Raw genomic sequence first — 12,791 nt, 5'->3', positions numbered from 1 at the left:
AATTAATCTATTAAAGAAGTTTCTATACTTGTAGATAACCCATAAGATTCGGCAAAATTGCTAACATTCTCATCATAATTTGTTTTCTTCAGATTATTGAATGCGACTAGATTTAAAACCACAACACAAACCAATGTTGCCAATTGTAGTTTAGGAGTTAACCACGACCAAGTTGCGTCTTGTATGTCTTCTGAGACATTCCGAATTTGATGCATTACGTTTTCCTTAAAAAACGGAGACACTTTAACCTCTTCAATAGACGCGATGGAATCAAAGGTGTCTTTTACTTTTTATTCATTTCTACATTCGATTTAGTGTGTTTATACTTATTTGTCTTTTTACAGACATTTGTTGTTCTTTATAAGTCATTCCGTCGGCTAATGACATTTTGAACAAACATTGATAATTATATCTTTAGATGCAAAAGTTTAAAAAAACTTGTGTTAATGTTCATTTTTATAATAGTTTTCCAATGCGTTTTGTAAATTCTTTTTTGCTCTAAACATTATAGATTCAACAGAAGACAAACTACGTTTGGTAATCTCTGCGATTTCCTGATAACTTTTACCATCTATTTTATGAAGTGTAAATACCACAGTCTGACTTTCGGGCAAACCATTAATTGCTTTAAATAAAGTGGCATTCAATTCTTTGTTCTCCAATAAAATTCCGGGGTGATTCATTTCTGTGAAATAATCCGTTTTATCTATAGGAATAGCATTTCCTGTTATAGATTGTAAAAAAGCAAAACGTTTTTTAGTATTCTTCTTTCGTATAAATTCTAAACATTTGTTCGTTGTAATTCTATAAATCCAAGTCGATAATTTTGAATCGCCTTTAAATTTATCAATCGATTTAAAAACTTCCACAAAAACGTCTTGCGCTATATCTTCGGCATCTTCTCTATTAGGTACAAACGAAATACAAGTACTAAACACCTTCTGTTGAAAATTATCCAACAGTTGACTGTAAGCTGATGTGCTTTTTAATTTTAATTCTTGTATGAATTCGGTTTCGTTCAAAAAATACTGTTGATTAATAGGTGCTAATTTAGTTTAGATGCGGTTACTAAAAAAAACTTGCGGAACATATTAATAATTTTTTTAAAAGATAACACTTTACAATAAAACCTTATACTCTTAAACTTTTCTCTTACCTTTGTATGTTCTTTTTTGCAGCGATTAAACTACTGCAAAATGAATACTCAAAACAGAAGACCTAATATGAGATTACACAGAAACTTATGCTTTGCCGTAATTGACGGATTACACCTTGTTTTTAATGAAGGTGAATATGCTGATAAAGTGATACAACAATTACTAAAACGCGATAAACGTTGGGGAAGCAGAGACAGAGGTTTTGTAGCAGAAACCGTTTACACTATTGTACGATACCAAAGACTTTATGCTGAAATAGCAAATGTAAAAGCACCATATCACAGAGATGACCTATGGAGAATTTTTGCCGTTTGGGCAACCCTAAAAGGCATAAAATTACCAGATTGGAAATACTTTACAGATACTCCATCTCGAAAAATCAAAGGACGTTTTGATGAATTGTCTAAAATTAGAAAATACAAAGAATCGATTCCAGATTGGATTGACGAATTAGGTGTCAAAGAATTAGGTGAAGCCGAATGGACTAAGGAGATCGCTATGCAAAACGAGCAGGCTGATGTTATACTTAGAGTGAATACACTTAAAACAAATAAAGCCGATTTACAACTTAAGTTACAGTCTGAAGATATTGAGACTGAATTTTTACCAAATCACCCTTCAGCTTTAAAATTAAAAGAGCGTGCTAACGTTTTTGTGACGCAAGCTTTTAAAGATGGTTGGTTTGAAGTTCAAGATGCCTCTTCTCAATTAGTTGCTGATTATTTGGATGTTAAACCAGGTATGAAAGTTGTTGATGTTTGTGCTGGTGCAGGTGGAAAAACATTGCATTTAGCATCTTTAATGGAGAACAAAGGACAACTTATAGCGATGGACATTTATGAAAGTAAATTGAGAAAACTAAAAGTTAGAGCACGTAGAAATGGTGTTCATAATATTGAAATGAAAGTCATCGATTCGACTAAACCTATTAAGAAATTACATGGTAAAGCAGATCGTTTATTAATTGATGCACCTTGTTCTGGACTTGGAGTTTTAAGACGAAACCCAGATGCTAAGTGGAAATTACAACCTGAATTTATTGAAAACATTAAGAAAACTCAACAAGAGGTTTTAGAGCAATACTCTAAAATGGTGAAATCTGGCGGAAAGATGGTCTATGCGACCTGTTCTGTTTTACCTTCAGAAAACCAAGAACAAGTTCAAAAATTCTTAACTACGGAAACAGGACAAGAATTTACACTTGTAAAGGACAAAAAGATATTAGCTTATAAATCTGGGTTTGATGGATTCTATATGGCGCTTTTAGAAAAGAAATAACAAAATAACTTATTACCATACGACATATGAAACACATTTACGTTCTATTTTTATTAGTATCTAGTATTGGGTTTGCTCAAATCCCTTCAAATTACTACGATAGTGCAAATGGTTTATCTGGTTTTGTTTTAAAAACACAGTTAAAAAGTATTACATCAAATGGTCATACCGCTAGAACATACGATCAACTTTATGATGGAGCTGGAGTTTCTGGTTCTAATGGTTATGTAGATACGCACTCCGATATCGATGTTACAGGTGGTACAAATTATGAAAATGACGGAACTGTTTTAGATTTTTATTCTGAAAACCCAACGGGTACGGATCCTTACAATTTTACACACAATGTTGATGAAGGTGGTAATCAAAATTCAGAAGGTGATTGTTATAATAGAGAGCATATTGTTCCACAATCGTCTTTCAATAGTAATTACCCAATGCAGAGTGATATTCACCACGTTATCCCAACGGATTGCAGAGTTAACAACTATAGAGGGTCTTATTCTTTTGGAAATGTAGGATCAGTAAATTTGACGTCAGACAACGGCTCAAAACGAGGAACAAGTGCAATGGCTGGTTACTCAGGTGTTGTTTTTGAACCTATCGATGAGTTTAAAGGAGACATTGCAAGATCACTACTATATTTTGCGACACGTTATGAAAATAATATTGACGGTTACACAAGTTTTGGCATGTTCAATGGCACTAATGACCAAGTATTTTTCCCTTGGGCAATAGAGGTTTTATTAGATTGGCATAATAATGTAGATCCTGTAGACCAAAGAGAGCGCGAAAGAAATAATGCTGCTTTTAATTTTCAAGGAAACGCAAACCCTTTTGTGGACCATCCTGAATATGCAGATCTAATTTGGAATCCTACTCCAGATACTGAAGCGCCAACAGACCCTACTAATTTAGTAGCTTCTAATCCTACTGATAATTCTATAGATTTGAGTTGGACGGCTTCTACTGACAATATTGGAGTTATATCTTATGACATATATATTGACGGAACATTTGCTTTCAATTCGAGTAACACATCAACTACAGCAAATGGTTTAACAGCAGATACCAACTATTGCTTTACAATTAAAGCGAAAGATGCTGCTGGCAATGAGTCTGGTTTTAGTAATGAAGATTGTGAAACCACTACTAATAATGGGACAATTGGAGGATCTGATTGTTTAATTGAAACTTTTGCTAATTTAGATACCTCTATTGGTTCTTATTCAGATGTTAGCTGGACAGGTGACGAAGGAGGCATATGGACTGCTACAGAAGCTAGAACTGATCAAGTCATAAATGCGACTACAACTGCTGCTATCACAGTTAGAGATGGCGTGTTAACACTACCTACAACCTCTGGCGGAATTGGTGCGCTTACCGTAACAACGAAACGTGTCTTTAGTGGTTCTGACGGCACATTTAATGTTAATGTGAACGGAACGTTTGTGGGAACAATTGCTTACAGTGCTACTGAGCAAACCGTTACATTACCTAACATTAACATAGAAAATAGTGTTTCTATTGTAATTGATGGTAATAGTGGTACTAATAATAGAGTTGTATTTGACGATTTATCTTATACCTGTTATTCAGCTTTAAATGTTGACGATTTTAATGTTGCTAGTGTTAAGATTCATCCAAACCCAGTTAAAAATAATTTAACCGTAGATTTAAAATCTGATCTTACTACAAATATTGAAATTTTTGATATTCTTGGAAAGCGAGTCTTTAAAACCAACATCAATAAAACTAGCGATTTAAGTCTTCAGGCTTTAAAAACTGGAATTTATATTGTAAAAATTACACAAGGTAATTCAACGGTTACAAAAAAGCTTGTTAAACAATAAACTCACGGATTCTTAATAAAATAAAAGCAGTTACTCACTAAGCGTCGTTGAAGTGTAACTGCTTTTTTTTGTTTAAAACAAACATTATCAAGACTTAAAGCACAGCTTTTCTTAAAGGTGTTAAAAAAAAGTCTAATCTCTATTTTTATTTACCTTTGTTACAGACAAAACCTATGAATTCTATTTCTACGGATTCGACATGTCATTATTAAAATAATCAAAAATTAATGAAACACTTTTACACTTTATTATTAGCATTTGCTACCTCAATTGCATTTGCACAATTAGCTCCACCAACTGAATTAGAATCTTACTATAGCACTGTTGATTTTACCTCTACTGGTATTTCTTTGAAAAATGATTTAATTGATGTCACTGAAGATAAGCACGTCAACTATTTAAGTTACAGTGATGTTTGGGATGCATCTAGGATTACAGATTTAGACCCAAACAATTCTAATAATGTACTTTTACTTTATGGATATAACGATACTGATGGCAGTGTAACCACTGACAGAACTAGAGGAAAGTTTGATAACGGAGGTGGTGTTGGCGACTGGAACAGAGAGCATGTGTATCCAAAATCTTTAGGGAGTCCTAATTTAGGGACTTCTGGTCCTGGTTCTGATGCTCAAATGCTTAGACCTAGTGATGTTCAAAGAAATGGTCAACGCGGAAGCTTAAAGTTTGCAGATAAAAGTACTGGTCAGTTCACAAATGGTGAATCTGGTAACACTAGTGGAGGCTGGTATCCTGGTGACGAATGGAAAGGTGACTGTGCAAGAATTATTATGTACATGTACTTACGTTACGGCGAACGTTGTTTACCAACAGGTGTTGGTAACGGAAGTAGTGCTTCTACTCCTGATGCTATGATAGATTTATTTTTAAAATGGAATGCTGAAGATCCTGTCGTTGAAGGAGATTTAGAAGATGTTAGAAATGCGTATCATGGAAATCCAAATAATGAATTTGCACAAGGTAACAGAAACCCTTTCATAGACAACCCTTATTTAGCGACTGTAATTTGGGGTGGGCCTGAAGCTCAAAACAGATGGGAGAGTCTTTCTGTAACAGATGTAGAACAAAATCGTATTACAATGTTTCCTAATCCCGCAAATGGTAATGAAGTAACCATTTTATCCAACCAAGCAATTATCGCTGAAGTTTATAATATTTTAGGTAAAAAGGTCACCGTTCAAAAAATCACGTCTAACCAATCTAAATTAAACATCTCAGAATTAACTAAAGGTGTTTATATCGTAAAGTTAAATTCTGAAAACGCAACTCAAACGAAAAGATTAATCAAACAATAATTATAATTACACATATAAAAAAAAGCGACTCCATGAGTCGCTTTTTTATGTTTAAAACATCGTGAACAACTCTCAATTTTGAATAGGCAATTATGAGTTAAATCAAGTTTAAAAAAAGTAAATTTGCATTTTACTAAACACAACTCAAATACACGACATAAATGATTCATTTCTTCGGAAACCAAAACAGTAAGGTATTTGCTGTTCAAGCCACAAAAGAATTATCAACAGAAACCATTTCAAAACTGACTTGGTTATTTGGCGACCAACCTAAAATAGGACAAGCATCTCTCGATGCTTTTTTTGTTGGACCTAGAGCTGCAATGATTACTCCGTGGAGTACAAACGCTGTTGAGATTACTCAAAACATGGGAATTTCTGACATCATAAGAATTGAAGAATTCACTTCTATTCCTGATGATTTTAAGGATTACGACCCAATGATTTCTGAAAAGTATCAAAGTCTGAATCAAGAGATTTTTAAAATTGATAGTCAACCTGAAGCAATTTTAAATATAGAAGACATTTCAGCTTACAATCAACAAGAAGGTTTATCTCTTAGTGACGAAGAAGTGGAGTACTTAGAAAATACTTCTAAAAAAATAGGACGACCATTAACCGATTCTGAAGTCTTTGGATTTTCTCAAGTCAATTCTGAACACTGTCGTCATAAAATATTCAACGGAACTTTTGTTATTGATGGGGAAGAAATGCCAACGTCTTTATTCAAATTGATAAAAGAAACGTCTAAGCAATTTCCAAATGACATTGTTTCGGCTTATAAAGACAACGTTGCTTTTATAAAAGGTCCTAAAGTGGAACAATTTGCTCCTAAAACAGCAGATAAGCCAGACTTTTATCAGACTAAAGATTACGAATCTGTAATTTCATTAAAAGCTGAAACGCATAACTTCCCAACAACCGTTGAGCCTTTTAATGGTGCTGCAACAGGTTCTGGTGGTGAAATTAGAGATAGACTTGCAGGAGGAAAAGGATCTTTACCTTTAGCAGGAACAGCCGTTTACATGACGTCTTATTCTCGTTTAGAAGAAAACAGATATTGGGAAAATAAATTTGAAGCTAGAGATTGGTTGTATCAGACACCAATGGACATTTTAATAAAAGCATCTAATGGAGCCTCTGATTTTGGAAACAAATTTGGACAACCATTAATTACAGGTTCTGTATTAACTTTTGAACATCAAGAAAATTCTTCCTCTAGCGCATCTGAAGCTAGAAAGTTAGGCTACGACAAGGTAATTATGCAAGCTGGAGGTATTGGTTATGGCAAAGCAGATCAGGCTTTAAAAGACACCCCTAAAAAAGGAGATAAAATTGTAATTTTAGGTGGTGACAATTACAGAATTGGTATGGGAGGCGCTGCTGTTTCTTCTGCCGATACTGGTGCATTAGCTTCAGGAATTGAATTAAACGCTGTACAACGTTCTAACCCAGAAATGCAAAAACGTGCTGCAAATGCGGTCCGTGGTATGGTAGAAAGTGAAGAAAACTTTATTGTTTCTATTCACGATCATGGTGCTGGTGGACATTTAAATTGCTTATCAGAATTAGTAGAAGATACAGGTGGTAAAATCGATTTAGATAAATTACCCGTTGGTGACCCTACCCTTTCAGCAAAAGAAATTATTGGTAACGAATCTCAAGAACGTATGGGATTAGTGATTGCCAAAAAACATTTAGAAACTTTACATAAAATTGCAGATAGAGAGCGTTCTCCAATTTACGACGTCGGTGAAGTTACTGCAAATGATCGTTTTACTTTTGAATCTAAATCAACAGGAGAAAAACCTATGGATTTAGCCTTAGAAGATATGTTTGGTTCGTCTCCAAAAACAATAATGACAGATAAAACGGTCATCAGAAAATATAAAAACCCACGTTACAAAACGAAGAACTTAGAAATCTATTTGAAACAAGTTTTACAGTTAGAAGCTGTAGCTTGTAAAGATTGGTTAACAAATAAGGTAGACCGTTGTGTTGGTGGTAAAGTTGCCAAACAACAATGTGTTGGTCCATTACAAATTCCGTTAAATAACGTTGGTGTAATGGCTTTAGATTACAATGGAAAAGAAGGAGTTGCTACGTCTATTGGGCATGCTCCTATTTCTGCATTAATTAATCCGGAAGCAGGAAGCAGAAATGCAATTACAGAATCTTTAACCAACATCATATGGGCACCTTTAAAAGATAATTTAGATTCAATTTCTTTATCTGCAAATTGGATGTGGCCTTGTAAGAATGAGGGTGAAGATGCTCGTTTATATAAAGCTGTAAAAGCAGTTTCTGAATTTTCTATTGGTTTAGGAATCAATATCCCTACTGGAAAAGATTCTTTATCTATGAAACAGAAATATCCAGATGGAGATGTTATTTCTCCAGGAACTGTGATTATTTCTGCTGCAGGAAACTGTAATGAAATTAGCAAAGTTGTTGAGCCCCTTTTTAAAGTTGATGGAGGAAACATCTATTATATTAATATTTCTCAAGACGATTTTAAATTAGGCGGAAGTTCATTCAACCAAGTATTAAATGCTATTGGAAATGAAACTCCTGATGTTACAAATACTGCATTTGTAAAAAACACATTTAACACCATTCAAGAATTAATTAAAGCAGATAAAATTAAAGCTGGACACGATGTTGCTTCAGGAGGTTTAATTACTACTTTATTAGAAATGTGTTTTGGGGATGTTAATTTAGGAGCCGATTTTAACATAACTTCTTTAAATGAAGAAGATTCTATAAAAGTTTTATTCTCAGAAAATTCAGGAATTGTTTTTCAAGCAGATGCTTCTGTAGAAACAACTTTATCAGAAAATAATATTGAATTTTTCAATATAGGTACAGCAAACAATTCTGGAACTGTAACCATTAAAAATAGTGAAGATAACTTCGCTTTTAATGTTGCTGAAATAAGAGATGTTTGGTTTAAAACATCTTTCTTATTAGATCAAAAACAAACCGCTAATAATTTAGCTCAAGATCGATTTGATAATTATAAACATCAGGCTTTAGATTTTACGTTCCCAAGTCATTTTACAGGGAAATTAAAAGATGCGCTTGGCAAGAACAGTTCACGACCAAAAGCCGCAATTCTTAGAGAAAAAGGTTCAAATTCTGAACGCGAAATGGCAAATGCAATGTATTTAGCTGGTTTTGATGTGAAAGATGTTCATATGACGGATTTAATTTCGGGTAGAGAGACGCTTGAGGATATTCAATTTTTAGGAGCTGTTGGTGGTTTTAGTAATTCTGATGTTCTAGGTTCTGCCAAAGGATGGGCAGGAGCTATTAAATATAACGACAATGCCAACAAAGTCATTAAGGATTTCTTTAAAAGAGAAGATACATTGTCTGTTGGTATTTGTAATGGCGCACAACTTTGGATGGAATTAGATTTAGTAAATCCTGAGCACGAGACTCATGGAAAACTTACCTATAACAATTCAAAAAAACACGAAAGTGGCTTTACATCTGTTGAAATTCAAAAAAACAATTCTGTGATGCTTTCTTCTCTAGAAGGTGCTACATTAGGGGTTTGGATTTCTCATGGAGAAGGAAAATTTAAATTACCATATTCTGAAGACAAATATAATATTGTTGCTAAATATGGTTATGCTGAGTATCCTGCAAATCCTAACGGATCAGACTTTAACACGGCAATGCTTTGTGATACAACAGGACGACATTTAGCCACGATGCCTCATATTGAACGCTCAATCTTTCAATGGAATTGGGCTAATTACCCACAAGATAGAAAAGACGAAGTATCCCCATGGTTAGAAGCTTTTGTGAATGCTAGATTGTGGATTGAAGGCCATAAAGCCTAAACTACACGAATTTGTTTCGTGAAAAATAACTCAATGAGATTAGTATTTATATACTTTTTATTATTTACTTACACTTTCACGTTTGCGCAAAACACAACGCATCAATCTGAGGTTGATGCGTTAAAAGCGCAAATAAAATCGGAGAAGAATAACGGTGAGAAACTAAAATTACTAGATAGTTTAACAACCATTACTTATCATAAAACTGCTTTTGGATTCGACTCGATCTCTAGAGCTACTATAGATTACGCGATTCAATTAGATTCCTTTAATCTCGCTTCTCGTACAACTCAAAACCTTATTAATTATTACAATAATGTTTTAGGGCAACCTAAAGAAGGCATTATAATATTCAACACCTATTTTAACACCTTAAAAAATCATCTCACCGATAGAAATTTAGCGGGTATATATATAGATGCTGGTGACAGCTTTTATTTCGATAAAGAAGTAGACACCGCCATGTCTTATTACAAGAAGGCTAAAATATATGCAGAAAAAGCAGGCAACGAGCGCGTTAAGGCCTTCGCTATTTTATACCAAGGCTACGCTTACACCGATGAAGGAGAGTTTGTTAAAGCATCTCAACATATACAGGAAGCTTCCAAAATTTTCGTTGCAGTTAAGGACACCTTTAACATAATTGCGTCTAAGAATATGTTGTCCATATTATACAGTACCAATGGATTTATAAACCAAGCGAAGAAAGAACGCGATGAAACAATTGCCTTAGCAAAACTATTTAAGAATTATGGTTTACTCACCTCACTTTACTCCAATGCTGCTGCGGACAATAACAAGCAAGGACTACAAAAAGAACGCTTAAAAAATTTACACAAAGCTATTGCAGTAAGTGAAAAATCGAATAATGCAGAGTATTTCCGCCCTATTCATTTACAATCCTTAATCATTGCTTATGCTGAAAACGACAGTATAGCTAAAGCCAAGTCTTATTTAAAAACACTAAGACAAGACACAAAAAACATGGAAGGTATTTATGAGAGTAAATACTATAAAGCTTGTGGATATTTAGCTTTTGCTGAAAAAGATTATAACACCGCCTTAATATGGGGATTAAAATATCTTGACCTCGTTAGAGCCTCTAATCATATGGAGAACATAGAAGTTGGTGAATCTTTTTTAGCCAAGGTTTACGAGGAACTAAAAGAATATAATTATGCTTACTTTCATTTAAAGGCTGCAAAAAAAATTGAAGATTCCTTAAAATCTGTTCAAAAAAACAATGCTTTAAGTTATTATCAAACGCTTTATGAAACCAATAAACGCGATCAAAAAATAAAGGATCAAAACAGTGAAATAAAACTACTAGACGAACAAAACCATAGAAAGGCTCAATTACTTTGGGGAAGTATTATACTTTTAATAGCGCTTTTTACAATCATCTATCTCTGGCGATCACGAAAGTATTCGCAAAAAAATGTTCAACTTCAAAAAACATTTGCTCAAGATCTTATATATAGTGTAGAAAATGAACGTAAACGCATATCTAGCGAGCTTCATGATAGTGTTGGACAAAGTCTGTTACTCATTAAAAATAAAATCTTTTTAGAAAGCAAAAATAAAACAGATACCTCTTTAGTTGATGGTGCCATTGATGAAGTAAGAACAATATCTCAGCAATTACACCCCTTTCAATTTGAAAAATTAGGTTTAATAAATTCGATAAAGAATACGATAGAAAATTTTCAGAAAAATTCCAATATTTTCTACTCAGAAGATATAGAAATGGAAGGTTTAAATATTTCTAAGGACAAGGAAATATTTATTTATAGAATGCTACAAGAATGTTTAAATAATGTTGAGAAGCATTCTGAAGCAAAAGCCTGTGCTGTTAGTATTGAAAATTTAAAAGATGCCGTTCTTTTTCAAGTGAAAGATAATGGTACTGGTTTTGATGTCACTGAAAACACTGAATTACTGAATAGCTTAGGCATGAAAACCATAAAAGAGCGTGCACAACTTATTGGTGCGCAGTTGAGTATTAATTCTGTTAAAGGAAAAGGCACAACCATTCAAATTAAAGTACCAAAAAAATAAACCATGTCTACAACTATTATTTTGGCGGACGATCATCCTTTACTATTAAATGGCACTAAAGAATTTTTAGAAAAAAAATGGTATAACGTTATTGATACCGCCACTGATGGCAATACCGCTTATAATAAAATTGTAGAGTTACAACCCGATATTGCTATTCTCGATTTTGATATGCCAAAACTGAACGGCTTAGAAGTTGCGCAACAAATTAAACGCAAAAAAATACGTACAAAAGTTATTATTTTGACCTTGCATAAACAAGGATCTATCTTAAAGGAGGTTGGTCTATCTATACATGGGTATGTCACTAAAGATAGTGCTTTACAAGAATTGGAGGCTTGCCTAGAAAGTGTAAACAATAATATCAATTATGTTGGTCAAAAATTAAAAATAGCATCCATTTCAGTGGTGACACAGGTTCTAATGTTAAAGAACTCAGCCCTACCGAAATCAAAATTTTAAAGTATTTAGACAAAAACCTTAACAGTACTCAAATCGCTGAGGAGTTATTTATATCTAAACGTACCGTTGAAAAACACCGTAGTAACATTATTAAAAAATTAGACATAGATACAACCAACCAAAATGCACTCTTTGTTTGGTTAAAAAATCATCCAAAGATATTTAATACGTAGACCTACGTACAGTAATGCAATCTAATAAATTATAGCTTTAACCTCACCAAACTATAATGTATTATCATTGATATACACACTTATTACACTCCTAATAATTATTGGGTAATACACGTTTTTTCTATTGAATTACAAAATAGAGAAAGCCATACATTGCAACCAGACGGATACAGTTATATTATTTATAAATTAGGAAAGACAAGTACTATATCCTACTATAAACCATTCGCTATTCCATTGTTACTAAAATCCGAAAATAATACCATTTATTATATCGCTAAATGCAGACCCACATATGTTGGCTATTTAAAGAATGAACAAATTAAAATGGCCGTTCTTAAACCACATGATTTTTTGACTGATTTATCTTCTGCTGAATTTAAAGCAATAAGTCCAACCATATTAGACAACATTTTAATTCATTTGCTTTTTAAAAGTAAAAACTTGTCTTTAACTCAAATCCAAAAACATTATCAATGCACACCTAATAATATTGATCGTCTTTTTAAATCAACGTTAGGAATGTCTTTTAGTCAATATCAGAACATTTTATTAAACACTACGTAGACCTACGCATTGCAACACTTTAATAAAAGCTATAATTTGGTCGTATCAAATAACAAGCTAGATCAATTGAATTTAT

Annotated in this window: 10 protein-coding genes; 8 read left to right on the top strand and 2 right to left on the bottom strand. The window is 33.3% G+C overall.

What is annotated here, in order from left to right; genetic code table 11:
• Positions 1–2: 2 nt before the first annotated feature.
• On the bottom strand, positions 3–215 hold the full coding sequence (locus ADIWIN_RS14155; protein ID WP_152487266.1) for a hypothetical protein: 213 nt from the start codon (positions 213–215) through the stop codon (positions 3–5).
• A 228-nt stretch (positions 216–443) separates the two neighbouring features.
• Positions 444–1,022 carry an RNA polymerase sigma factor gene (locus ADIWIN_RS14150; RefSeq protein WP_020896836.1) on the bottom strand — a complete coding sequence of 193 codons (579 nt, stop codon included), beginning with the start codon at positions 1,020–1,022 and terminating at the stop codon, positions 444–446.
• Positions 1,023–1,223: 201 nt separating this feature from the next.
• On the opposite strand from ADIWIN_RS14150, the gene ADIWIN_RS14145 reads away from it, so the two are divergent.
• The 8 genes from ADIWIN_RS14145 (at position 1,224) to ADIWIN_RS21455 (ending at position 12,715) form a co-directional block, all read left to right on the top strand.
• Positions 1,224–2,435, top strand: a complete 1,212-nt coding sequence (locus tag ADIWIN_RS14145) for an RsmB/NOP family class I SAM-dependent RNA methyltransferase (RefSeq protein ID WP_040757432.1) — start codon at positions 1,224–1,226, stop codon at positions 2,433–2,435.
• 26 nt (positions 2,436–2,461) lie between these two features.
• The gene (locus ADIWIN_RS14140) at positions 2,462–4,288 is read left to right on the top strand and encodes an endonuclease (RefSeq protein WP_020896834.1); all 1,827 of its coding nucleotides are present in this window, start codon (positions 2,462–2,464) and stop codon (positions 4,286–4,288) included.
• Positions 4,289–4,515: 227 nt separating this feature from the next.
• Positions 4,516–5,604, top strand: coding sequence for an endonuclease (locus ADIWIN_RS14135; protein ID WP_020896833.1), 1,089 nt, complete (start codon positions 4,516–4,518; stop codon positions 5,602–5,604).
• A gap of 161 nt (positions 5,605–5,765) precedes the next feature.
• Positions 5,766–9,455 (top strand): phosphoribosylformylglycinamidine synthase, encoded by a 3,690-nt coding sequence (gene purL, locus ADIWIN_RS14130; RefSeq protein ID WP_020896832.1) that lies wholly within the window; start codon positions 5,766–5,768, stop codon positions 9,453–9,455.
• A gap of 33 nt (positions 9,456–9,488) precedes the next feature.
• Complete coding sequence (locus tag ADIWIN_RS14125; protein WP_020896831.1) at positions 9,489–11,513, top strand: sensor histidine kinase; 2,025 nt, start codon at positions 9,489–9,491, stop codon at positions 11,511–11,513.
• Between the two features lie 3 nt (positions 11,514–11,516).
• Positions 11,517–11,975 (top strand): response regulator, encoded by a 459-nt coding sequence (locus ADIWIN_RS14120; RefSeq protein ID WP_020896830.1) that lies wholly within the window; start codon positions 11,517–11,519, stop codon positions 11,973–11,975.
• Positions 11,897–12,148: a response regulator transcription factor gene (locus ADIWIN_RS22205; RefSeq protein WP_081669586.1), complete on the top strand. Its 252-nt coding sequence runs from the start codon at positions 11,897–11,899 to the stop codon at positions 12,146–12,148. The genes ADIWIN_RS14120 and ADIWIN_RS22205 overlap by 79 nt, the downstream gene beginning before the upstream one ends.
• Positions 12,149–12,301: 153 nt before the next feature.
• Positions 12,302–12,715, top strand: a complete 414-nt coding sequence (locus tag ADIWIN_RS21455; RefSeq protein ID WP_020896829.1) for a helix-turn-helix transcriptional regulator — start codon at positions 12,302–12,304, stop codon at positions 12,713–12,715.
• The last annotated feature ends 76 nt before the right edge of the window (positions 12,716–12,791 follow it).

The sequence above is a fragment of the Winogradskyella psychrotolerans RS-3 genome (assembly GCF_000427335.1).
Classification (GTDB): Bacteria; Bacteroidota; Bacteroidia; order Flavobacteriales; family Flavobacteriaceae; genus Winogradskyella; species Winogradskyella psychrotolerans.
The sequence above is the reverse complement of the archived record's forward strand: the minus strand, read 5'-3'. Positions and strand labels throughout refer to the sequence as shown.

Excerpts from the sequence above, each read along its gene's own strand:
- ADIWIN_RS14155 (WP_152487266.1), bottom strand. The coding sequence starts at position 215 with ATGCATCAAATTCGGAATGTCTCAGAAGACATACAAGACGCAACTTGG.
- ADIWIN_RS14145 (WP_040757432.1), top strand. The coding sequence starts at position 1,224 with ATGAGATTACACAGAAACTTATGCTTTGCCGTAATTGACGGATTACAC.
- ADIWIN_RS14140 (WP_020896834.1), top strand. The coding sequence starts at position 2,462 with ATGAAACACATTTACGTTCTATTTTTATTAGTATCTAGTATTGGGTTT.
- ADIWIN_RS14135 (WP_020896833.1), top strand. The coding sequence starts at position 4,516 with ATGAAACACTTTTACACTTTATTATTAGCATTTGCTACCTCAATTGCA.
- purL (WP_020896832.1), top strand. The coding sequence starts at position 5,766 with ATGATTCATTTCTTCGGAAACCAAAACAGTAAGGTATTTGCTGTTCAA.
- ADIWIN_RS14125 (WP_020896831.1), top strand. The coding sequence starts at position 9,489 with ATGAGATTAGTATTTATATACTTTTTATTATTTACTTACACTTTCACG.
- ADIWIN_RS14120 (WP_020896830.1), top strand. The coding sequence starts at position 11,517 with ATGTCTACAACTATTATTTTGGCGGACGATCATCCTTTACTATTAAAT.